The organism is Ancylobacter dichloromethanicus, from assembly GCF_018390645.1.
GTDB classification, from domain to species: domain Bacteria; phylum Pseudomonadota; class Alphaproteobacteria; order Rhizobiales; family Xanthobacteraceae; genus Ancylobacter; species Ancylobacter dichloromethanicus.
Map to the genome: position 1 here is coordinate 21972 of NZ_JAHBGC010000047.1, position 23841 is coordinate 45812.

Sequence of the window (23841 nt, forward strand, 5' to 3'; positions counted from 1 at the left end):
TTTTCGCTGTCCTCTGGGTTGTGCCATCGTCTAGTCTCATCCGCTGGGAACGGTTTGGGCACAGCGTTGTCGGTGAATTTCGACCATCTGCAGGAGATCAGCCCGGAGCTGCATCGCCTCGGCACTCTGGCCGAGCGTTTCTTCGCCGCCGACGCGAACACGTCGCTGATCAAGAGCCGTCAGTTCGGCGAGTACATGGTCAAGGAGATCGCCGCGCTGTCCGGCCTCTATGATCCGGCAGCGCGCGAGACGACGAATGATCTTGTGCGGCGACTGTCGACGCAGCAGGTCCTGCCGCGAGAAGTGACCGACATCTTTCATGCCGTGCGCAGGAGCGGCAATGCGGCAACCCATAGTCTGGCGGGTTCGCCGGCGGAGGCGCTTGCCGCGCTGAAGTTCTGCCACGCGCTTGGCGTCTGGTATCGCCGAACCTATGGGCGCGATCCGAACTTCAGGCCCGGCCCGTTCGTGCCGCCCAGAGCTTCCGCCGCGGTTGACCCGGCGACACAGGCCGAGCTTGCGGCGCTGCGCGCCCAGGTCCGTGACGCGGAGGAGAAGCTCGCGGCCGCCCATGCCTCGGCCGACGACCTCGCCAAGGCACGGGAAGCCGCCGAAGAGCTGGCCCGGCAGGCCACCGCCGACAGCGCGGTCTGGGAACAGGCCGCCGTCGAACTGGAGGCCAATCAGGCCGCGCTTTCCCGTACGCTCGCCGAACTGCAGCAGGCGGCCGAGGCCCAGCCCGCGCAGTTGCAGGCTCAGTTCCGGCAGGCCGGCCTGCAAGCCGCCGGCCGCCTTGAACTCGACGAGCGCCAGACCCGCCGCCTGATCGATGTCCAACTTGCCGACGCCGGCTGGGAGGCCGACAGCGCCCTCCTGACCTATCAGAAGGGCGCGCGGCCGGAAGAAGGCCGCAACCTCGCCATCGCCGAATGGCCCTGCGAAGGCGGCCGCGCCGACTATGCCCTGTTCGTCGGCCTCGCCTGTCTCGGCGTTATAGAGGCCAAGCGCGAAAGCCTCGATGTGCCGTCCACGCTCGCGCAGGCCGAACGCTACGCCCGGACCCTTCTGCTGGCCTCGGAGCACGTCCACCCGCATGGCCCCTGGAAACAGCGCCTCGACGAGCCCTTCCTTGTGCCCTTCGTCTTCGCCACCAATGGCCGGCCCTATGTGCGCCAGTGGCTGACCAAATCCGGAATCTGGTATCGCGACCTGCGTCGGGAGACCAACCACGCGATCGCCATGACGAACTGGTTCTCGCCGAAGGACCTGCTGGACAAGCTCGCCACCGATGTCGACACTGCCGCGCAGGGGCTCGCCGAGGAGAGCTTCGGCAAGGGCAGGATGCGCCCCTATCAGGAAGAGGCGATCGCGGCGATCGAAGAGGCCGTGGTCGCCGGGCAACGGGCCATTCTCGTGTCCATGGCGACCGGCAGCGGCAAGACCCGCACGGCGATCGCGCTGATGTATCGCCTGCTGAAGCACAGGCGCTTCCGCCGCATCCTCTTCCTCGTCGACCGCAAGGCGCTCGGCAAACAGACCACCGACGCGCTGGAGACTACCGAGATCGAGGGCATGCTGAACTTCGCCCAGATCTACAAGGTGGCGGGGCTTGAGCAGCGATTGCCGGAGGACGAGGACCAGGTGCAGGTCGCGACCGTCCAGTCGCTGATCGCCCGCATCCTCAACGAGCCGGACCCGGTCCGGCGCCCGACGCCGGGCACCTTCGACTGCATCATCGTCGACGAGGCCCATCGCGGCTACACGCTGGATGCGGAGCTGCGCGAGAGCGATATCGGCTTCCGCGACATCGACGACTACCAGTCGGCCTATCGCCAGATCCTCGATTATTTCGATGCGGTGAAGGTGGCGCTGACGGCGACGCCCGCGCTGCACACGCGCGAGATCTTCGGCCATCCGGTCTTCCACTATGGCTACCGCCAGGCCGTCGTCGAAGGCTATCTCAACGATCACCCCCCGCCCAAGCGCATCACCACGGCGCTCTCGGAAGCCGGCATTCATTTCGACGGCGGCGAGGAGGTCGAGATCATCGACCGCAAGACCGGCCAGATCGATCTGTTCGAGCTGCCCGACGATGTCGCGCTGGATTACGACCTCGCCGATTTCAACCGGCGGGTCTATTCGGAGGCCTTCAACCGCATCGTCTGCCGGGCCATCGCCACCGAGATCCCGCCGTCGAAACCGGGCAAGACGCTGATCTTCGCCGCCCGCGACGCCCACGCCGATGACATCGTGCGCCTGCTGAACGAGCAACTGCGGGAGGAATACGGCACCAATGCCGTGCCCCATGGCATGGTGGCGAAGATCACCGGCACGGTGGAGAAGGCCGACGACCTGATCCTGAAGTTCAAGAACGACCCCTACCCGAAATATGTCGTCACCGTGGATCTGCTCACCACCGGGGTCGATATCCCCTCGATCTGCAACCTCGTCTTCGTCCGCCGGGTCAAGAGCCGCATCCTCTATATCCAGATGATCGGCCGCGCCACGCGGCTGTGCCCGGAGATCGGCAAGGAGCATTTCCGCATCTTCGATGCCGTCGATCTCTATGCCGAATTGCAGGAGATGACGGATATGCGCCCCGTGGTCGTCAGGCCGGACATCTCGCTCGGCCAGCTCGTCGCCGACCTTCAGAAGGCGGAGACGGAGGAGGACAGGAGCTGGGTCGCCGGCCAGGTGATCGTGCGCATGCGCGCCATGGTGAAGCGTATGGACGCCGAGACCCGCGAGAGCTTCGAGCGCCACACCGGCGAGGGCGCCGAGGCCACGCTGCAGCGGCTTTCCACCCGTTCCGGCGCCGAGCTGGAGGGCTGGCTCGCCGCCCATCCCCGCGCCGTGGAACTGCTGGAGCGCCGCCCGCTGCGCACCGGCAGCAATGACGGCGTCGTCCTCTCCGACCATGAGGACGAGCTGCTGCGGATCGAGGAGATTTTTGGCCGGAACACCACGCCGGAGGACTACATCACCGGTTTCGAACGCTTCGTGCGCGAGAACATGAACCAGGTGCCGGCGCTGATCGCCGTCACCCAGCGCCCGCGCGATCTCACCCGCAAGGAACTGTCCGAACTGGCGGGGCTGCTGGACGAGCGAAACTACTCCGAATCCATGCTACGCGCCGCCTATGGCCGCGCCCGCAATGCCGATATCGCCGCCCATATCATCGGCTTCGTGCGGCAGGCGGCCTTGGGCGATCCGCTCATCCCCTATGCCACCCGCGTCGACGGCGCGATCGTCAGGATCGAGGCCTCGCGCCCCTGGACGGGCAGGCAGAAGGAGTGGCTGCGCCGCATCGGCCGGGCACTCAAGGACAAGCCGGTGGCCGATCCGACCCTGCTGGATCAGGGCGCCTTTGCCGACAAGGGCGGCTTCAAGCGCATCTCGCAGGAGTTCGACGGCGCGCTGGACGAAGTGCTGCACGCCTTCAACGAGGCGATCTGGACCTCGCCCGCCGCCTGAAGGGCCTGAAACATTGACCCGCCCGCCGCGCGGACTACAAGCGCAGGACCCTTCTCCGATCCGACCGGGCTGCCGCCATGAACGCCAATTCCATCGTCCAGAAACTCTGGCGCCTGTGCACGGTCCTGCGCAAGGACGGCATCACCTACCAGCAATATGTCACCGAGCTGACCTATCTGTTGTTCCTGAAGATGATGGCCGAGCGCAACCGCGAGACCGGCAGCCTGCCGAAGGGCCTGCGCTGGGCGGATCTGGTGGCGGCCAGCGGGCTCGCCAAGCTGGAGCATTACCGCAACGTCCTCGTCACGCTCGGCGCCAGCAGCACCCGCCTCGGCAGGGACGACGCGCTGGTGCGCCCGCCCGGCGAGAGCGCGACGCAGGAGGAACGCCAGCGCCATGCCGATTCACGACCGCTGCCGGAGATGGTGCAGGAGATTTTCGACAACGCCTCCACCTTCATCCGCGAACCGCAGAACCTCACCACGCTGGTCACCGCCATTGACGAGCTGGACTGGTTCTCCGAGGAGCGCGACCAGTTCGGCGATCTCTATGAAGGCCTGCTGCAGAAGAACGCCGAGGAAACCAAGCGCGGCGCCGGGCAGTATTTCACCCCGCGCGTGCTGATCGAGGTGATGGTGCGCCTCATGCAGCCGCGGCCCGGCGAGGTGATCCAGGACCCCGCCGCCGGTACGGGCGGCTTTCTCATCGCCGCCGACCGCTACATGAAGGCCGGCACGGACAGCTATTTCGGCCTCGCCGACAGCGGCGCCTGGCAGAAGCGCCACGCTTTCCACGGCATGGAGAACGTGCCGGGCACGCTGCGCCTTTTGCTGATGAACCTCTATCTCCACGATATCGACAGCGACCATGTCGCTCTCGGCGACACGCTGTCCGACAAGGGCAAGGGGCTGGGCCGCGCCGACCTCATTCTCACCAACCCGCCCTTCGGCCCGGCGGGCGGGGCGCCGACGCGCGACGACCTCTCCGTCACCGCCACCGTGTCCTCCTACCAGCTCCCCTTTGTCGAACACTGCCTGCGCGCGCTGCGGCCGGGCGGGCGCGCCGCCATCGTGGTGCCGGACAATGTGCTGTTCGAGGACGGGCGCGGCAAGGAGCTGCGCCGGATGATGATGGACTGGTGCGAGCTGCACACCATTCTGCGCCTGCCGACCGGCATCTTCTACGCGCAGGGGGTCAAGACCAATGTCGTCTTCCTGACGCGGGGCAAGACCGAGACCGGCAATACGAAAGCCGTCTGGATTTACGATCTGCGCGCCCAGATGCCGAAATTCGGCAAGACCACGCCGCTGACGCAGGATCATTTTGCCGGCTTTGAAAAGGCCTTCGGCACCGACCCCCATGGCGGGGAACGCGGCCCGGACGAGGGCGAGGCCGGCCGCTGGCGCCGCTTCACCCGCGAGGCCATCGCCGCGCGCGGCGACAATCTCGACATCTCCTGGCTGCGCGAGGCGGAGGAGGAGGCGGAAGAAGGCCTCATCGAGCCCGACGACATCGCCGCCGCCATTCTCGGCCATCTGCAGGCGGCGACGCTGGAGATCGAGGCGCTGATGGCGGAACTCGGCGACGAGCTGCCGGAGGCGGCGGAATGAGCGAGTTGCCGAGGGGGTGGGTCAGCCTCCGATTAAAAGAGATTGTCAAAGAAGCCGTTGGGACTGTTGATCCTCGCAGCTGTCCCGACGAGGAATTTGACCTATTTAGCATTCCGTCTTTTTCCGACGGCAAACCAGAAATACTTCCGGGTATGAATATCGGCTCAACGAAACAGTTGGTTCAGCCGAATGATGTATTGCTGTCAAAAATAGTTCCTCATATAAGGCGTGTTTGGGTGATTCCAGAAGCAAATGGTCGCCGGCAAATCGCATCAGGGGAGTGGATTGTCTATCGCAATCCAAATATAGATCCACATTTTATTAAAATGGCGCTGTCTGAACGTAGTTTTCGAACTAAATTTCTCGGAACTGTTTCCGGCGTTGGTGGCTCGCTTATGCGCGCAAGCCCTAAGCAGGTTGCCGAATTCTCGGTTCCCCTCCCGCCACTGGCCGAGCAAAAGCGCATCGTGGCCAAGCTGGAGGCGCTGAACGCGAAATCCGCCCGCGCCCGCACCGAACTCGCCCGCATCGAAACCCTGGTCTCCCGCTACAAGCAGGCCGTGCTCAGCAAGGCGTTCAGCGGAGAGTTGACGCGAGAGTGGAGGAGCCCCCGGGCGACACTGGGGTCTTGGGAGAATCTGCCTCTCAGCCGGCTCGTCTCCGATGGCCCATCAAATGGATGGTCCCCGAGAGCTGACGGTAAGATAGGCGGGCTGAAGTCGCTAAAGTTGTCGGCAACTTCGAGTGGTAATCTCCGCCTAGATGAAAACACGATTAAGTATCTCGATCAGACGTTGCCGCTGAATTCAAAATTCTGGCTGCTAGAGAATGACATACTCATTCAGCGGGCAAACTCGCTTGAACTTCTTGGCACTACTGTCCTTTTCGACGGCCCTCCATGCGAATTTATTTTCCCAGATCTCATGATGCGGATCAGGGCGAACGAAACAAAAGTCAGCCCCAAGTATCTAGCGGCATTTCTGAACAGTGATTCCGCTAGGGCTTACTTTCGAGCGAACGCTACCGGAACCGCTGGGAATATGCCGAAGATCAACGGCACGACCGTCCGGGCAACGCGGGTGCCAACCCCATCCCTCGAAGAACAACACGAAATCGTCCGCCGCATCGGCTCCGCCTTCGCCCGCATCGACCGGCTGGCGGGAGAGGCGAAACGCGCATTGAAACTGGTGGGCCGGCTGGACGAGGCGATCCTCGCCAAGGCGTTTCGCGGCGAACTGGTCCCCCAGGACGAGAACGACGAGCCCGCCGACCGGCTGCTGGCCCGCCTCCGCGCCGAGCGCGCGGCGGCGCCGAAGGCGAAGCGCGGGCGGAAGGCCCGGGCCTGAACCTCACCCCCGCTTCGACACCGGACAGGGCGCGCATGCGCCATCCTCGCGCGCGAGGGGTGGCACCGGGCGGGTCCGGTCCGGCCACCCCGCCGCCGACCGCCAACAGCCGCGCCGCGCCGGGGTGCGCGCCCCGGCCGGGTCGTCCCCGACGCCCCCTCAAAAGCCCGTTGGAGAACGTTTTTCCGGTCGGGTGATTCCACCGGATCGGAAAGGGCTCTAATGGGCGAGCAGCAGCGGCAGATCGGCGACCTTCAGCAAGTCGCGCGTCACGCCGCCGAACAGCCATTCGATGAACTCCAGGTGCCCGTAGGCGCCGACGACCAGAAGATCGGCGTTCAGGCGATCGGCCTCCTGCACCAGCCGGGCCGCGATCGTCTCATGCGAGGACGGGACGGTGACGAAGTCCGGGGTGATGGCCGGGAGCGGCCACATCGAGGCCGGGTCCGCACCGTCATCGCCGCGGTCCTGGATGCTGATGGCCGAAATGCGCGCGGCGGCGCGCAGCCACGGCTCCGCGGCGATGATCGCGCGGCGCATCGTGTCGTCGTCGGTCAAACCCACCGCGATGTGGGAAAAAAGCGGTCGCGCCCCCGGCCGCCAGCCGGTGGGGATCAGCAGCACCGGCCGGCGGGTCGAGAAGATCGCCGCGTGCAGCGCATCGGTGGCGTCCATATTGGCGTCGTGCGCCATGACGATGAGGGCGATATCCGCCCCCGCTTCCTTGATCACGCTGTCGGTCTCGGCGCCGGTGACGGCGCGCCACGCCACCGGCGCGGCCTTTGTGCCACGCTGCGCATTCCAGCTGTCGAATGCCTCGCGCGTCGCGCGGGCGCGCTGTTCGGCGTTGCCTTCCCTCAGCTCCCGCAATTGCTGGATGCTGATCTCCTCGGATGAGGCCATCATATGGGCGGGATCGACCACCACCTCCAGCGCCTCGACGCACGCGCCGGGCAGGGCCGCCGCCGCCAGCTCCGCGCCATCGAGCGCGGCGGGAACGCTGGTGGAACTCGTCAGGACCGATAGAATTTTCAAGGGGCCATACTCCTCGTCACCGCGCCCACGGCGTTGGGCAACATATAGCCCAGGCTGACCGCGATGAGGCAGAGCATCACCGACAGCGCGACATTGAGCATCGCCCGGCCCGCCTCGCCAGCATTGAGCAGCACCAATGTCTGCAGGCTGAACGACGAAAATGTGGTGAAGCCGCCGCACAGGCCGACCAGCAGGAACTGGCGGACCTCAAGCGGAATGATCGAGCGGGCATTGCCCTCGAAAGAGGCCGCGAACAGCCCGATCACGAACGCCCCGCCGATGTTGACGAGGATCGTCCCCCAGGGCAGCGCATCGCCCAGCAGCAGCGTCAGCCAGCGGTTGATGCCGAAGCGCAGGACGGAGCCGATGGCGCCCCCGAGCGCGACATATCCATAGGAAAGCATGACCCACCCTTCCCAGTGGTTCCGCGCCGGATGTCGGCCGGCGATCCTGAGCCAAGAGTTTCACGGCGGGGCGGGCGGTGACAGTCTACGTTGATCTCGGCGCCCTGAACCATCGTATGGCGCCCGTTCCCAATGGTACGGCGCGCGGCCGGGCATGGCGCCGTTGCGGGCACGAATCCCCTGCCGCGCGCGAAGGTATTATTGACAATCCCCCGCCGGTTTGGCTACGAGCCCATCACGGCAATGGATTCTGCCGGGCCGTGATGGCCGAACCGCTTCGTTCGAGAAGCTGATGACTCCTACTCACATCGCCTGCGGGCGAAGGAGTAGGCGTGTGTCTGGCATTATATTTGCCGCCAGGGTTTTCAGACAGACTGTCTGCCGCTCCACCGCCGCGTGGAGGGCGGCCCCATGATGTTTTCTCCCGGCTTTCTCGGCCTCAGCCTGCAGCAGATCCGCAGCATCGCCAAATGGACCCTCGTGGTGGTGCCGATGTCCGCCGTGGTCGGCTCGCTGTGCGCGCTGTTCCTGTGGGCACTCGACCAGGCCACCCAGGCCCGATTCGACTACCCCCTGCTGATCTATGTGATGCCCATCGCCGGCTTCGTCATGGTGCTGGCCTATCAAGTGTTCGGCCGGTCGGCGGAGGGCGGCAACAACCTCATCGTCGAGCAGATTCATGAGCCCGGCGGCGGCGTTCCGCTGCGGATGGCGCCGCTGATCCTGGCATCGACCGTTCTCACCCACCTCGTCGGCGGGTCGGCCGGGCGCGAGGGCACGGCGGTTCAGCTCGGCGGCAGCATCGCCAGCGCCTTCGCCAAGCTGTTCCGCTTCGACCGGGCCGATATCCGCATCCTGCTGATGGCCGGCATCGCCGCCGGCTTCGGCGCGGTGTTCGGCACGCCCATCGCCGGCGCCGTCTTCGCGCTGGAAGTCCTCACCATCGGGCGCATGCAGTATGAGGCGCTGCTGCCCTGCCTGATGGCGGCGATCGGCGGCGACTGGGCCTGCCATGCCTGGGGCATCGAACATACCAGCTACGTCGTCACCTTCCTGGCGGGTGCCGGCACCGGCTTCCACCTCGATGCGCTGCTGATGGCCAAGGTCGCGCTGGCCAGCGTCGCCTTCGGCCTCATGGCGCGCTTCTTCGCCGAGATCTCGCATCTGGCGTCGAGCGCGTTCAAGGCCGTGTGTCCCTATGCGCCGCTGCGCCCGGTCATCGCCGGCCTGATCCTCATCGGCCTGGTCCATGCGCTCGGCACCCGCGAATATCTCGGGCTCGGCGTATGGTCGCCCAATCCGGCGGACGCCACCATCCCCGGCTTCTTCGACGCCGGGCGCGCCGATGACTGGAGCTGGCTGTGGAAGACGGTCTTCACCGTCATCACGCTGAGCTCGGGCTTCAAGGGCGGCGAGGTCACGCCGCTGTTCTTCATCGGCGCCGGTCTCGGCCACGCGCTGGCCGGCGTCCTCGGCGCGCCGGTCGATCTGTTCGCGGCGCTTGGCTTCGTCGCCATCTTCGCCGGCGCCACCAATACGCCGCTCGCCTGCATGATCATGGGCATCGAGCTGTTCGGCGCGACCCACGCGGTCTATATCGCCGTCGCCTGCTTCCTCGCCTATCTGTGCAGCGGCCATTCCAGCATCTATCTCGCCCAGCGCCTCGGCGTGCCCAAGACGGCGGCGGGTCACAACATCCCGCCCGAGGCGTCGCTGCGGCACATTCACGAACTCAATACCCAGGCCATGGGCGATCTCATCGGCCGCGCCCGGCTGCGCCGCTCCACCGCCTCACCGCTCCTCCAGATCGACCAAGGAAATCCCATGTCGCGCCACACGCTGACGCTCAACGAAATCGGCATGATCCGCATCTATCTGCGCCCGCGCGACAAGGCGCCCGGCGCCCGCAGCCGCCTGTTCGGGGCGCGCCCGCTCTACCGCGAGCTGGTGATCCAGGCCAAGGATGCCGGCATCATGAACGCCGTCGCCCACCACACCCATTTCGGCTACAGCAATGGCGGCAAGCTCCAGGATGAGGGCGTCGAGATCGCCAATCCGGACCTCACCATGTGCGTGGAACTCATCGCCCCGCGGGACCAGCTCGAAACCTTCTGCCGCACCCATGGCAAGCTGCTGGAGCGCAAGGTCATCGTCTACAAGCATCTGGAACATTGGGACGTGGTCGGCGGCGAACTGGTCGCCGACGAGGCCCTGCCGGTCGCCGATGCCAAGGCGGCGGCGGCCGAGTAGATCGAAGGCGGCGTGAGGCCGGCGCGGATGCGCCCGGATGCCGGCCGGGGTGCGGGCGCGTCGCCATGAAGTGTCGTCCATGGGGTGTCGGCTGTGAAGAACCCGTTCCTTTCCTGGCCGATCTGGGCCGTCCTGTCGGCGGCCTTCGCCGCGCTGACCGCCATCTTCGCCAAGGTCGGCGTCGAGAACGTCAACTCCGATTTCGCCACCTTCGTGCGGACCATCGTCATCCTGTGCGCCATCGCGGCCATTCTCGCCGTCAACGGGCAATGGCAGCCGCCGGGATCGGTTTCGGCGCGCAGCTATGGCTTCCTTGTCCTGTCGGGGCTGGCCACGGGCGCGTCGTGGCTGTGCTATTTCCGCGCGCTGAAGCTGGGGGATGCCGCGCGCGTGGCGCCGATCGACAAGCTCAGCGTGGTCATGGTGGCGGTGTTCGCGGTGCTGTTCCTCGGCGAGCGTCTGACCCTTCCCAACTGGTGCGGGGTCGCCCTCATCGCCGCCGGCGCGATCCTCGTCGCCTACAAGGGCTAGCGCTGCACTTCCCGGCCATTCGCGCGCGGCCGGGCTCGGTAGGGTCGGCCTGTTCACGAGGGCCGGTCGCGGGAATTTCCGTCGTCGATCTCCTGACCGCCCGCAGGCTCGGGCCCGCGCGGCGGCGTCGGGAAGGATATCCCGCTCTGCCGATACGGGTCGATCCGGGGCAGCCGATCCCGCGGCCCCCGCGCGGAGGGTCGACTGTCGGGCTTGAGCATTTTCGAGCGACGTGGGTTCCGGTTCGCGGCGGGAAAACGCGTGAACTCAACAAGCCGGAGCATTTCCCCGCTTCAGTGAATCAGGGAAATGCTCCAGGCGAAGCGAGCCGTGAAGCTGGCTAAGTTTGCACGCGTGGCCGCTGGCCGACGCGTCGATCGGCCGCCCGGCAAGGCTGTCGCCCGGCGCGGCCGTGGCGATGGCCCCTCGCTTGCATGCGGTGGCCTGATGAACCGCATGCCCCCCGTCTGGCCGGCGCCGTGAGATCATGACGCCCGACCCTTCCCTCAAGATCGTCATCGTCGACGAGAGTCCGCTGCGCGCCGCCATCCTCGAGGACGGGCTGCGCGAGGCGGGGTATGTCAATGTGCTGCGCCTGTCGGAGCGGCACAACCTGCTGGCGCGGCTGCACGCCATCGACCCCGACGTGATCGTCATCGACCTTGAGGCGCCCTCGCGCGACGTGGTCGAGCAGATGTTCCAGGTCAGCCGCGAGGTAAAGCGCCCGGTGGCCATGTTCGTCGACCAGTCGGACAGTTCGACCATCGAGGCGGCGATCGAGGCCGGCGTGTCGGCCTATATCGTCGACGGGCTGAAGAAGGAACGCGTCAAGCCGATCATCGACATGACGATCAGCCGCTTCCGCGCCTTTGCCCGCCTCAAGGAGGAACTGGAGCACACCCGCACCCAGCTCGAGGAGCGCAAGACCGTCGATCGCGCCAAGGGCATCCTGATGAAGCTGAAGGGGCTGGACGAAGCGGAGGCCTACGCGCTGCTGCGTCGGACCGCCATGAACGAGAAGCGGCGGCTGGTGGACATCGCGCAATCGGTCATCACCGCCGCGGAGCTGCTGAAATGAGGAGGCCATCGGCATGAGGCGGCTCGCGATCGGGTTTATTCCGCTTACCGACGCGGCGGTGCTGATCGCCTGCGCCGAGCGCGGTTTCGCCGCCGCCGAGGGGCTGCACCTCGAACTTCACCGCGAGGTTTCCTGGGCGAACATCCGCGACAAGGTGAATGTCGGGTTGCTCGACGGCGCCCATATGCTGGCCCCGCTGGCCATCGCCTCTTCCCTCGGCCTTGGCCATGTGCGGGTGCCGCTGGTGGCGCCGTTCGCGCTGAACCTCAATGGCAACGCGATCACCGTTTCCAATCCGCTTTACGAGGACATGGAGCAGACCGGCGAGGATCTCGGCAGCGGTCCCGGCACGGCGCGCGCGCTCGGGCAGGTGGTCCGGCGCCGGCAGCGGGCCGGCCGCGAGCCGCTGACCTTCTCCAGCGTCTATCCCTTCTCGACCCACAGCTACATGCTCCGCCACGTTCTGGCCGCCGCGGGCCTCGACCCGGACCGCGACGTCCGGCTGGTGGTGGTCCCCCCGCCCTACACGGTCGAGAGCCTGCGCAGCGGCCTGATCCATGGCTTCTGCGTCGGCTCGCCGTGGAACAGCGTGGCGGTGGAGGCCGGGGTCGGGCGCATCGCGCTGCTGGGATCGGAGCTGTTTTCCCGCGCGCCGGAGAAGGTCCTGGGCGTTCATGCGCGCTTTGCCCGGTCCGAGCCGGGCGTGCTGGCCCAATTGGTGCGCGCGCTCGACGCGTCGGCGCGCTGGTGCGAGCGGCCGCAGGCCCGCGACGAACTCGCCCTCCTCCTGTCCGAGCCGCGCCATCTCGGCCTGCCGTCGGACATGCTGGCGCGGGCGCTGGAAGGGCGGCTGAACGCGGCCGGGGACGGGGCCGCGCGCTCCGACGCCGATTTTCTCGTCATGCACCGCGACGGCGCCAACCGCCCGGCGCCGGCGCACGCGCTCTGGATCTACGCGCAGATGGTTCGGGCGGGGCAGACGCCGTTTTCGGCCGATGCCGCCGCGCAGGCCGTGCGGGTCTACGCGACCGGCCTCTACGATGCCGCCCTGGCGGCGGCCGGCGGCGCGGCGTCGGTGGCGGCGGCCGGGCCTGCCCCGGCGGACCCGGTCGGCACGCGTTTCGGAACCCCGTTCACCCCGGACGATCTGGAAGGCTATCTCGCCCGCCTCGGCACCGCCTGATGGTCCCGCCGGCCTACAAGGCATTGATCCACAAGGGCAGCGGCCGGCGGGGCGCCCCATCCACCGGCACAATGCACAGAAGGGCACCACATGCGCGTTTATTAAGCGCAGCCGGCCGGCCCGATCGCCGTGCGTCCTCCGCACCCGACATTCGTCCAAGTCACTGATTTTTCTTTAGATCAGTTCGCGACAGTGCCGTTCGCCAAAACTGGCACGGTGCCTGCATGTAAACAGACGCCGCTGGCCAATGATGACCGCGGGTTCCCGATTCCAAGCCCATTGAAGGGCCCCAGCAAAGCCGCTGACTCCGTGACAGGTTCGCCTGTGCGGGGCCGTGGCTTTTTGCGTTTCATTGCCGCGTCCGGGCCTGGCCCGCGCGGTTGCTCGAAACATGATTCGAGGACCAGCCCATGATCGATACGCCGACCCGCCATCCGCTCGACCGCCTTTCCCGCCGCTCCTTTCTCAAGGCTTCCGCCGCCACCCTCGGCGTCGCCGCCGCCCTCCCGGGTGTCGGCCTTGTCCTGCCCGGCGGCGTGCCCCATGCCGCCGCCGCCGGGCCCGAGACCACACGCGTCGTCCTCGGCTACATCGCCCTGACCGATGCGGCACCGCTTATCATCGCCCAGGAAAAGGGTCTTTTCGCCAAGCATGGGCTGCCTGATGCCGAGGTGCTCAAACAGGCCTCCTGGGGCGCGACGCGCGACAACCTCGTGCTCGGCAGCGAGAGCAATGGCATCGACGGTGCGCATATCCTCACGCCGATGCCGTATCTCATGTCGACCGGCAAGGTGACGCAGAACAACGTGCCGACGCCGATGTATGTCCTGGCCCGGCTAAATTACAACAGCCAGGGCATTTCGGTCGCCGCCGACTATGCCGAGCTGAAGGCAACCACGGACGCCTCACCCCTCAAGGCCGCCTTCGCGGCGAAGCGGGCCGCCGGCAAGGACATCAAGGTGGCGATGACCTTTCCGGGCGGCACCCATGATCTGTGGCTGCGCTACTGGCTGGCGAGCGCCGGCATCGACCCGGACAAGGACGTCTCGACCATCGTCGTGCCGCCGCCGCAGATGGTGGCGAACATGAAGGTCGGCAACATGGACGCCTTCTGCGTCGGCGAGCCGTGGAACGAGCAGCTCGTCAATCAGGGCATCGGCTACACCGCCTGCACGACGGGCGAATTGTGGATGAACCACCCGGAAAAGGCACTCGGCATGCGCGCCGCCTGGGTCGACAGGAACCCGAACGCGGCGCGCGCCCTGCTGATGGCGGTCATGGAAGCCCAGCAATGGTGCGACGAGATGGCCAACAAGGACGAGATGGCCCAGATCCTCGGCCGCCGCCAGTGGTTCAACGTGCCGGCCAAGGATGTCGTCGGCCGTCTCAAGGGCGACATCAACTATGGCAACGGGCGCGTCGTCACCGGCAGCGACCTCTACATGAAGTTCTGGAAGGACAACGTCTCCTACCCCTTCAAGAGCCATGACGCCTGGTTCGTCACCGAGGACATACGCTGGGGCAAGTTCGAGCCGGAAACCGACGTCAGGGCCTTGGTGAACGCGGTCAACCGCGAGGATCTCTGGCGCGAGGCGGCGTCCGCGCTGGGCATCGCGGCGGCGGACATGCCGGCCTCGACCTCGCGCGGCAAGGAAATATTCTTCGACGGCAAAGTATTCGATCCCGACGACCCGTCGGCCTATCTGGCCAGCCTCGGTATCAAGCGCATCGCGTGACGCCGCCGCCGCGCGCAGGGCGCGCGGATGCCCGACCTCCCGCCACCGGAGCCTGCCATGTCCATGACGGCACTCAGTCCGACCCTCGATCCCGCTCGCCACGATGAGGGCGCCCCCGTTCCCGCCACGAAGAGCGCCCGCATCGTGCGGCTGAAGCCCGTGCCCGGGCGGGGCGTCCGCGCCCGCCTGCTCACTCGGGCCCGCGGGCTCGCGGCCGCGGTGGTGCCGCCCGCCGTGGTCATCGCGCTGCTGCTCGGCATCTGGCAGCTTCTCTGCTCCGGACCGGGCGCGACACTGCCGCCGCCCTCCACCATCTGGCTCGATTCCTACGACCTGATCGTCGACCCGTTCTTCGTCTACGGGCCGCAGGACATCGGGCTGGGCTGGCGGGTGCTGGTCTCGCTGCAGCGCGTCGCCATCGGCTTCGGCCTGGCGGCGGTGGCCGGCATCCTGATCGGCGTGCTCATCGGCCAGTCGGTGTGGGCGACGCGCGGGCTCGACCCGCTGTTCCAGGTGCTGCGCACCGTGCCGCCGCTCGCCTGGCTGCCGATCGCGCTCGCCGCGTTCCGCGACAGCAACCCCTCGGCGATCTTCGTGATCTTCATCACCGCGATCTGGCCGGTGATCATCAACACCTCGGTCGGCGTGCGCAACATCCCGCAGGACTATCGCAACGTTGCGGCGGTGCTGCGGCTCAACCCGCTGGAATTCCTGGTGAAGATCATGCTGCCGGCGGCGGCGCCCTACATCTTCACCGGGCTGCGCATCGGCATCGGCCTGTCCTGGCTCGCCATCGTGGCGGCGGAGATGCTGACCGGGGGCGTGGGCATCGGCTTCTTCATCTGGGACGCGTGGAACTCCTCGCGCCTGTCCGACATCATCGTGGCGCTGGTCTATATCGGCGTGGTCGGCTTCGTGCTCGACCGCCTCGTCGCCGGCATCGGCGCCTTCGTCACCCGCGGCACGGCCGCCTGAGGAGGGTTCGATGAGCGCCTATCTCAAGCTCGATCACATCGACAAGTCCTTCACCCGCGGCGGCACCGTCACCGCGGTGCTCAAGGATGTCAGTCTCGACGTCGCCAAGGGCGAGTACATTTCCATCATCGGCCATTCGGGCTGCGGCAAGTCGACCTTGCTGAACATCGTCGCCGGACTGACCACCGTCACCGCCGGCGGGGTCATCCTCGACGGGCGCGAGGTGAACAGCCCCGGCCCGGACCGTGCCGTGGTGTTCCAGAACCATTCGCTGCTGCCCTGGCTGTCGGTCTACGACAATGTGCGGCTGGCCGTGGACAAGGTCTTCTCCGGCGCGCGCAGCCGCGCCGAGCGGCACGACTGGACCCTGCACAATCTCGACCTGGTGCAGATGGGGCATGCCCGCGAGCAGCGTCCGTCGGAGATTTCCGGCGGCATGAAGCAGCGCGTCGGCATTGCCCGCGCCTTGGCGATGGAGCCCAAGGTTCTCCTGCTCGACGAGCCGTTCGGCGCGCTGGACGCGCTCACCCGCGCGCATCTGCAGGATTCGGTCATGCAGATCCACGCCACCCTCGGCAATACGGTGCTGATGATCACCCACGACGTGGACGAGGCCGTGCTGCTGTCCGACCGCATCGTGATGATGACCAACGGCCCGTCCGCCTGCATCGGCGACGTTCTCGACGTGCCGCTGAAACGCCCGCGCCGCCGGCTCGATCTGGTCGCCGACCCGGCCTATCTGGCCTGCCGCGAGGCGGTGCTGAAGTTCCTCTACGAGCGCCACCGCTTCGTCGACGCGGCGTGAGGGCATCCCATGCAACGCGAAGCCCTTCTCATCATCGGCAACGGCATGGCCGCCACGCGCCTCTGCGCGGAGTTGAGCACCCTCGCGCCGGGCCGGTTCGACATCACCATCGTCGGGGCGGAACCGCACCCGGCCTATAACCGGGTGCTGCTGTCCTCGCTGCTGGCCGGCGAGATCGGCGCGGCGGACATCGAGCTGCACCCGGCCGAATGGTGGCAGGCGCGCGGCGTGAGCGTGCGCACCGGATGTGCGGTGGACGCCATCGACACCGCCACGCGGCGGGTCCGCCTGGCGGATGGCGCGGTGCTGCCCTACACGTCGCTGGTCCTCGCCACCGGCTCGCAGGCCATCCGCCTGCCGGTACCGGGGATGGAGCTCGACGGCGTGACGACCTTTCGCGACCGCGCCGATGTCGACAGCCTGCTCGCCGCCGCCCGCCCGGGCCGCCGGGCGGTCGTCATCGGCGGCGGGCTGCTCGGGCTGGAGGCCGCCACCGGGCTCGCCGCCGCCGGGGTCGAGACCGCCGTCGTCCATCTCGCCGACCGCCTGATGGAGCGCCAGCTGGACGCGCCGGCCGCAAGCTTGCTCCGGCGCGCGGTCGAGGCGCGCGGCATCGCCGTGCATCTGGGCGCCTCGACCGCGCGGATCGAGGGTACCACCCGGGCCGAGGCGCTGCACCTCGCCGATGGCCGGTGCCTGCCGGCCGATCTCGTCGTCGTCGCCTGCGGCGTGCGCCCGCAGGCCGAATTGGCCCGCGCCGCCGGCATCGCCTGTGGGCGCGGTGTGCTGGTCGATGACGGGCTCGCCACCGACGCGCCGGGCATCTACGCCATCGGCGAATGCGCCGAGCATCGCGGCGAGGTCTACGGGCTGGTCGAGCCGGCCTATGAGCAGGCGCGGGTGCTGGCCGCCCGGCTGGCCGGCGGTGCGGAGAGCGCGGCCACCTATGCCGGCAGCGTCATCGCGACCAACCTCAAGGTCTCCGGCGTGCGGGTGTTTTCCGCCGGCGATTTCACCGGCGACGCCGCCACCCAGGACATCGTGCTCGCCGATAGCGGTGCCGCGCACTACCGCCGGCTGGTGCTGCGCGAGGACGCCCACGCCACCCGCCTGGTCGGCGCCGTGCTGTTCGGCGATACGGCCGACGGCCCGTACTACCTCGAGCTGATCCGCTCGGGACGCGACATAGGCGGCGAGCGGGCCGACATCGCCTTCGGCCCTCCCGGCGCTTTCCCAACCCCGATCCTCGACAGGGAGGCCGCGTGATGGGCGCCGAATTCTCTCCGGAACAGAAGCGCTATCTCGAAGGCTTCGTCGCCGGCATCGCCGCCACCCGCGCGTCCGGCGGGCTGGGCGCGGCCGCACCGTCGCCAGCTGCGGCGACGCCCGAGCCCGTCGGCCCCGATGCCGCCGCCCATCGGGCCATGGCGCGCACCGAGGCGCAGGGCCGCAAGCTGGTCAATGAAGAGAAGATCAAGCGCGAGGAACTCGGCCTCGATTCCTATGCCCGCATGAAGCAGCACGCGCGCGAGGGTGTGTTCCCGAAGGGCGGCGACGTGTTCCGGTGGAAGTTCCACGGCCTGTTCTACGTCGCGCCGACGCAGGACAGCTACATGTGCCGCCTGCGCATTCCCAACGGCATTCTCAGCCACTGGCAGTTCGCCGGCATCGCCGACATCGCCGCGCGGCATGCCGGCGGCTACAGCGACGTGACCACGCGGGCCAATCTCCAGCTCCGCGAGATTCCGGCCGGCGATGGCCCCATCGTGCTGGAGAAGCTGGTCGGCCTGGGGCTCACCTCGCGCGGCTCGGGGGCGGACAATATCCGCAACGTCACCGGTTCGCCCACCGCCGGCATCGACCCCCAGGAGTTGCTCGACACCCGCCCCTATGCGCTGGAGTGGCACCATCACATCCTGGCCGACCGCTCGCTCTACGGCCTGCCGCGCAAGTTCAACGTCGCCTTCGACGGCGGCGGCGCCGTCGGCGCGCTGGAGGACACCAACGATATCGGCTTCCAGGCGGTGGCGGTGGCGCCGGGCCATGGGGTGGCCGAAGGGGTGTGGTTCCGGCTCGTCCTCGGCGGCATTACCGGCCATCTCGACCTCGCCCGCGATACCGGCGTGATCGTGCCGCAGGCCGACGCCACCCGTGTCGCCGACGCCATCGTGCGGGTCTTCATCGAGCATGGCGACCGCACCGACCGCCGTAAGGCGCGGCTGAAATATGTGCTCGACGCCTGGGGCTTCGAGAAATTCCTCGCCGCCACCGAGGCGGTTCTCGGCGAAAAGCTGGCGCGCGTGCCGCCGCAGGCCGTGGCGCCCCGCCCGGCGGTGGACCGGTTCGGCCATGTCGGCGTGCACCGGCAGGCGCAGCCCGGTCTCAACTGGGTCGGGGTGGTGCTGCCGCTCGGCCGGATGAGTGTCGCGCAGATGCACGGCCTCGCCGCCATCGCGCGGGATCTCGGCGATGGCGACCTGCGCCTGACGGTGTGGCAGAATCTCATCCTCTCCGGCATCGCCGAGGCCGATGTGGCGCTGGTGGAGGCGGCGCTGGAAGCGCTCGGCCTGACCGCGCGGGCGAGTGCCATCCGGGCGGGCCTGGTGGCCTGCACCGGGGCGGCGGGCTGCAAGTTCGGCAATGCCGACACCAAGGCCACCGCCGAAGCCATCGCCCGGCATTGCGAAAGCCGGGTCGACGTCGATCTGCCGGTCAACATCCACGTCACCGGCTGCCATCATTCCTGCGCGCAGCATTACATCGGCGATATCGGCCTGGTCGGGGCCCGCGTGCCGGTGAATGAGGAAGGCGACACCGTCGCCGGCTACCATGTCGTGGTCGGCGGCGGCTTCGGCTCCGATGCCGCCATCGCCCGCGAAGTGTGGCGCGACGTGCGCGCCGAAGATGCGCCGCAGCATGTCGAGGCCCTGCTCAGGACATGGCTGGCCCACCGCGCCGACGCCAGTGAAACCTTAGCCGGCTTCTCACGACGCCATGAGCCGGACGTTCTGCGCGCGCTGGTGGCGGCCGGGCCGGAGCAGCCCCGATGAATGCGCCCATGCCGATGCCACCCACCGTCACCCTTATGCCGGAAACCGCGCCCTTCAGCGAAGAGCAGCGCGCCTGGCTCAACGGCTTCTTCGCCGCCGTGCTGGCCCCGGCGGCGCCCGCCGCCGGCGCCGCCATGGACGTCGCGGCCCTCGCGCCGCCGGAGGATGACGGCGCGCCGTGGCACGATCCGGCCATGCCGCTCGACGAGCGCATGAGCCTTGCCGAAGGGCGCCCGCTGCCCCGGCGCATGATGGCGGCGATGGCGCAGCAGGATTGCGGCCAGTGCGGCTATGTCTGCGAGAGCTACGCCGCCGCGCTTGCCGCCGGCACCGAGAGCAAGCTCAACCTCTGCGCGCCCGGCGGCAAGGAAACGGCGCGCATGCTGAAGGCGCTGGCGCAGGAGCGCGGCGCGGCCCCTGTGCCGGCGGCAGCCGGCGAGAGCCTCGATGCCGCTCCCCCGATTCCGGCGGGAGCGCCGGGGAGTTCCCGCGATAACCCCGCTCTCGTCCGTCTGGCCGGCCGCTATCGGCTGAACGGCGCCGCCTCCGAAAAGGAAACCTGGCACATCGACATCGATCTCGGCGAAGCGGGGCCGGACTACGCGGTCGGCGACAGCTTCGGCATTTTCCCCGAGAACGATCCCGCCCTGGTCGAGAGGGTGCTGGCCGCCATCGGCGCCGATGCGCACGAACCGGTCGAAGGCCGTCCCATCGCCGCCGTCCTCGCCCGCGATGTCGCGCTCGGCGCGGCCCCGGACGGGCTGTTCCAGCTTCTCACCTACCTCACCAGCGGCGAGGCCCGGCGCAAGGCCCGCGCCCTCGCGGCCGGCGAGGACCCCGATGGCGACGCCGCCTCGCTCGATGTGCTGGCGGCGCTGGAGAAGTTCGGCCGGCCCGCCATCCCCGCCGAGGTTCTGCTGGAGGCGCTGGAGCCGATGCAGCCGCGCCTCTACTCGATCTCGTCCAGCCCGAAGGCGACGCCCGGCCGGCTGTCGCTGACCGTGGATGCTGTGCGCTATCGCGTGGGCTCGCGGCTGCGGCTCGGGGTCGGGTCGACCTTCCTGTCGGCGCGCCTCGACCCCGCGACGCCGATGCGCGCCTATGTGCAGAAGGCGCACGGCTTCGCCTTGCCCGCCGACCCCTCGACGCCGGTCGTCATGGTTGGGCCGGGAACCGGGATCGCGCCGTTCCGGGCCTTTCTCTGGGAGCGCATGGCGACCAAGGCGCCGGGGCGCAACTGGCTGTTCTTCGGCCATCAGCGCAGCGCCTGCGACTTCTTCTACGAGGATGAACTCACCGGCATGCGCGCCGGCGGGCACCTCACCCGCCTGACGCTGGCCTGGTCCCGCGACGGGGCGGAGAAGGTCTATGTGCAGGATCGCATGCGCGAGGTCGGCGCCGACCTGTTCGCCTGGCTTGAGCAAGGTGCCCATTTCTACATCTGCGGCGACGCCAGGCGGATGGCGAAGGATGTCGAGCGGGCGCTGGTCGATGTCGTGTCCGCGCATGGCGGGCGAACCACCGACGCGGCGATGGCCTATGTCGCGGCCTTGAAGAAGGCCGGACGCTATCAGGCGGATGTCTACTGATGAACGCGCCCGTTCCCGGTCCGATCGGCCTCACCGGCCCCATCGTCCACCCCGCCGGTCTCATCGGTCACCCGCCCGTCCGCACCACCTGCCCCTATTGCGGGGTGGGGTGCGGGGTGCTGGCGACGCCGGACGGGCAGGGCGGGGCGGCCATCGCCGGCGACCCCGAGCACCCCGCCAATTTCGGCCGCCTGTGCTCGAAAGGCGCCGCCCTCGGCGAGACGCTGGGGCTGGAGACGCGCCTTCTTCACCCCCTCGCACGCAATGATAATGGCGTGCTGGAGCGCGTCGGCTGGGACACCGCGCTCGACCGCATCGCCCGCACTCTCGCCGCCACGATCGACCGTCATGGCCCGGAATCCGTGGCATTTTACCTGTCGGGACAGTTGCTTACGGAGGATTACTACGCCGCGAACAAGCTGGCGAAAGGCTTTCTCGGCACCGCCAATGTCGACACCAATTCGCGGCTGTGCATGGCGTCCTCGGTCGCCGGCCACAAGCGCGCCTTCGGCTCCGACACCGTGCCGGGCGTCTATGAGGATCTCGACGAGGCCGACCTCGTCGTGCTGGTCGGCTCCAATGCCGCCTGGTGCCATCCGGTGCTCTTCCGCCGCATCGAGGCCGCTCGCGCGCGCCGTGGCACGCGGCTCGTCGTCATCGACCCCCGCCGCACCGCCACCGGCGACGAAGCCGATCTGTTCCTTCCGGTAAACGCTGGAAAGGACACGATTATTTTCTCCGGCCTGCTGGTCTGGCTGGCCGAGAACGGCGCGCTCGACGAGGCCTACATCGCCCGTCACACAAGCGGCTTCGACGTCGCTCTGGCGACCGCCCGGCAACTCGCGCCAAGTCTCGCCAGCGCCGCCGCGCAGGCCGGCGTGTCGGTCGAGGCGCTGACCGCCTTCTACCGGCTGTTCGCGCAGACCCCGCGCGTGGTCACCTGCTATTCGCAGGGCGTGAACCAGTCGGCCCAGGGCACCGACAAGGTCGGCGCCATCATCAACTGCCATCTCGCGACCGGCCGCATCGGCCGCGTCGGCAGCGGCCCCTTCTCCCTCACTGGCCAACCCAACGCGATGGGCGGGCGGGAGGTGGGTGGGCTTGCCAACCAATTGGCCGCGCACATGGATTTCTCCCCGGCCAACATCGACAGGGTGCGCCGCTTCTGGCAGGCGCCGCGGCTCGCCGAGCGGGAGGGGCTGAAGGCGGTGGAGATGTTCGACGCCATCGCCGGCGGCCGGATCAAGGCGCTGTGGGTGATGGGCACCAATCCCGCGGTCAGCCTGCCGAAGGCGGACAGGGTGCGCGAGGCGTTGCGGCAGCTCGATTTCCTGGTGATATCGGACAATGTCGCCGCCAATGACACCATCGGCTGCAACCCCCATCTCCTGCTTCCGGCCCTTGCCTGGGGCGAGAAGGACGGAACGGTCACCAATTCGGAGCGGTGCATTTCCCGCCAGCGCGCCTTCCTGCCCCCGCCGGGAGAGGCGAAGGCCGACTGGTGGGCCATAACGGAGGTCGCCCGGCGCCTCGGCCACGAGGCCGCCTTCGGCTGGGAAGGCGCGGCCGACATCTTCCGCGAACACGCCGCCCTGTCCGCCTTCGAGAACGCGGGCACGCGCGATTTCGATCTGACCGGTCTCACCGACCTCGATCCCCCCTCCTACGACACACTCCCCCCCACCCAATGGCCTCGCCCTGACCGTGGCGCCGAGGCTGCGACGCGGTTCTTTGCAGAGGGTCGATTCTACACACCTGACGGCCGGGCTCGCTTCATCGCGCCCGAGCCGCCGCAGGTGCACGAGGCGTGCAGCAAGTCCCACAATTTGCTGCTCAATACGGGTCGCATTCGGGACCAATGGCACACCATGACCCGAAGCGGCCTCAGCCCACGGCTCGGCGCGCATCTTCCGGTCCCTTTCGCCGAGCTCAATGCGGATGACGCGGCGGGTCTCGGCATTCTCGACGGTTCGCTCGTGCGCGTTGAATCCGTTCATGGCTCGGTGGTGGTCGAGGCCCGGCTCTGTCCCGGCCAAAGGCCGGGAACCGTGTTCGTACCAATCCACTGGAGCGAGGCGACCTCATCGGCCGGCCGCGTCGGCGGCGTGATCGCCGGCACTGCCGATCCCTATTCCGGGCAGCCCGAACTCAAGGCCACACCTGTCGCCATTGAGCGGGTTGATCTGCCGTATCGCGGTTTCATCCTGTCCCGCGACTCCATGGAAACGCCGCGTTCAGGATGGTGGGCGAGGGCCCGCATTGGCGAGGTCATCGCCGATCTCATCGCGGATGAACGTCCACCCCATGAATGGCTGCGCGAAGGCATGGGTGAGGCGGGGCCGAACGCCGTCCATCTCGTCGACCGCAGCGCGGGTCGCTACCGGCTCGCCGATTTCGACGCTGCCGGCCGCGTCCGCCTCATCGCCTTCATCGAACGCTCGGGGCGCCGTCTTGACTGGACCGGTCCCCTCGCGTGGTTCGACACGCCACCGTGCGACGCGAGCCGTCGCGGGTGCATCCTGTCCGGCCGGGCCGATAACGCCGCCGCCGGGGGGGTGATCGTGTGCGCCTGCCACAGCGTCGCGCAACCTCAGATCGAGGCGCTTATGGAGAGTCATCCGGGGCTTACGGTTGCGGGCCTCGGGACAAGGCTGAAGGCGGGCACGAATTGTGGCTCCTGCATCCCCGAACTCAGGCGCCTCCTCGCCGGCCAGCCGGTGGCGACGTAGGAGCGGCGGGCCCGGCCAGGCGACCGGCTTCGGGCAACACGGGAAA

At 68.1% G+C, this 23841-nt stretch carries 16 protein-coding genes and 1 riboswitch; of the genes, 14 read left to right on the forward strand and 2 right to left on the reverse strand.

The window, feature by feature from the left end; translation table 11 throughout:
• The first annotated feature begins 72 nt into the window (after nucleotides 1-72).
• The 3 genes from hsdR to KHC23_RS19665 all read left to right on the forward strand — a co-directional run bounded on the left by hsdR (nucleotide 73) and on the right by KHC23_RS19665 (nucleotide 6430).
• A complete protein-coding gene (hsdR, locus tag KHC23_RS19655) occupies nucleotides 73-3474 on the forward strand; it encodes a type I restriction-modification system endonuclease (protein ID WP_271188655.1) in 3402 nt (1133 codons plus the stop codon).
• 77 nt (nucleotides 3475-3551) lie between these two features.
• Complete coding sequence (locus tag KHC23_RS19660; RefSeq protein WP_213374981.1) at nucleotides 3552-5084, forward strand: class I SAM-dependent DNA methyltransferase; 1533 nt, start codon at nucleotides 3552-3554, stop codon at nucleotides 5082-5084.
• The gene (locus KHC23_RS19665; protein WP_213374983.1) at nucleotides 5081-6430 is read left to right on the forward strand and encodes a restriction endonuclease subunit S; all 1350 of its coding nucleotides are present in this window, start codon (nucleotides 5081-5083) and stop codon (nucleotides 6428-6430) included. Before KHC23_RS19660 ends, KHC23_RS19665 begins: the two co-directional genes overlap by 4 nt.
• A 219-nt stretch (nucleotides 6431-6649) precedes the next feature.
• Here the strand turns inward: KHC23_RS19665 and KHC23_RS24790 are convergent, their stop codons facing one another.
• Nucleotides 6650-7357, reverse strand: coding sequence for a universal stress protein (locus tag KHC23_RS24790; RefSeq protein WP_213374985.1), 708 nt, complete (start codon nucleotides 7355-7357; stop codon nucleotides 6650-6652).
• A 104-nt stretch (nucleotides 7358-7461) separates the two neighbouring features.
• Nucleotides 7462-7869: a fluoride efflux transporter CrcB gene (crcB, locus tag KHC23_RS19675; RefSeq protein ID WP_213374987.1), complete on the reverse strand. Its 408-nt coding sequence runs from the start codon at nucleotides 7867-7869 to the stop codon at nucleotides 7462-7464.
• 230 nt (nucleotides 7870-8099) lie between these two features.
• A riboswitch (Fluoride riboswitch) is annotated at nucleotides 8100-8178 on the forward strand.
• Between the two features lie 105 nt (nucleotides 8179-8283).
• Here crcB and KHC23_RS19680 point away from each other — a divergent pair.
• The 11 genes from KHC23_RS19680 (at nucleotide 8284) to KHC23_RS19730 (ending at nucleotide 23795) form a co-directional block, all read left to right on the forward strand.
• The gene (locus tag KHC23_RS19680) at nucleotides 8284-10119 is read left to right on the forward strand and encodes a voltage-gated chloride channel family protein (protein ID WP_213375073.1); all 1836 of its coding nucleotides are present in this window, start codon (nucleotides 8284-8286) and stop codon (nucleotides 10117-10119) included.
• Nucleotides 10120-10212: 93 nt separating this feature from the next.
• The gene (locus KHC23_RS19685) at nucleotides 10213-10650 is read left to right on the forward strand and encodes an EamA family transporter (protein WP_213374989.1); all 438 of its coding nucleotides are present in this window, start codon (nucleotides 10213-10215) and stop codon (nucleotides 10648-10650) included.
• Nucleotides 10651-11137: 487 nt separating this feature from the next.
• Nucleotides 11138-11728, forward strand: coding sequence for an ANTAR domain-containing response regulator (locus KHC23_RS19690; protein ID WP_213374991.1), 591 nt, complete (start codon nucleotides 11138-11140; stop codon nucleotides 11726-11728).
• A gap of 13 nt (nucleotides 11729-11741) precedes the next feature.
• Complete coding sequence (locus tag KHC23_RS19695) at nucleotides 11742-12911, forward strand: CmpA/NrtA family ABC transporter substrate-binding protein (RefSeq protein ID WP_213374993.1); 1170 nt, start codon at nucleotides 11742-11744, stop codon at nucleotides 12909-12911.
• Nucleotides 12912-13321: 410 nt separating this feature from the next.
• The gene (locus KHC23_RS19700; protein WP_213374995.1) at nucleotides 13322-14647 is read left to right on the forward strand and encodes an ABC transporter substrate-binding protein; all 1326 of its coding nucleotides are present in this window, start codon (nucleotides 13322-13324) and stop codon (nucleotides 14645-14647) included.
• A gap of 57 nt (nucleotides 14648-14704) precedes the next feature.
• On the forward strand, nucleotides 14705-15622 hold the full coding sequence (gene ntrB / locus KHC23_RS19705; RefSeq protein ID WP_213374997.1) for a nitrate ABC transporter permease: 918 nt from the start codon (nucleotides 14705-14707) through the stop codon (nucleotides 15620-15622).
• Nucleotides 15623-15632: 10 nt separating this feature from the next.
• Nucleotides 15633-16427 (forward strand): ABC transporter ATP-binding protein, encoded by a 795-nt coding sequence (locus KHC23_RS19710; RefSeq protein ID WP_213375013.1) that lies wholly within the window; start codon nucleotides 15633-15635, stop codon nucleotides 16425-16427.
• Between the two features lie 9 nt (nucleotides 16428-16436).
• Nucleotides 16437-17693 carry an NAD(P)/FAD-dependent oxidoreductase gene (locus tag KHC23_RS19715; protein ID WP_213375015.1) on the forward strand — a complete coding sequence of 419 codons (1257 nt, stop codon included), beginning with the start codon at nucleotides 16437-16439 and terminating at the stop codon, nucleotides 17691-17693.
• Nucleotides 17693-19477, forward strand: a complete 1785-nt coding sequence (locus tag KHC23_RS19720; RefSeq protein ID WP_213375017.1) for a NirA family protein — start codon at nucleotides 17693-17695, stop codon at nucleotides 19475-19477. The genes KHC23_RS19715 and KHC23_RS19720 overlap by 1 nt, the downstream gene beginning before the upstream one ends.
• Nucleotides 19474-21066 carry a sulfite reductase subunit alpha gene (locus KHC23_RS19725; protein ID WP_213375019.1) on the forward strand — a complete coding sequence of 531 codons (1593 nt, stop codon included), beginning with the start codon at nucleotides 19474-19476 and terminating at the stop codon, nucleotides 21064-21066. The genes KHC23_RS19720 and KHC23_RS19725 overlap by 4 nt, the downstream gene beginning before the upstream one ends.
• Complete coding sequence (locus KHC23_RS19730; protein WP_213375021.1) at nucleotides 21066-23795, forward strand: nitrate reductase; 2730 nt, start codon at nucleotides 21066-21068, stop codon at nucleotides 23793-23795. Before KHC23_RS19725 ends, KHC23_RS19730 begins: the two co-directional genes overlap by 1 nt.
• The last annotated feature ends 46 nt before the right edge of the window (nucleotides 23796-23841 follow it).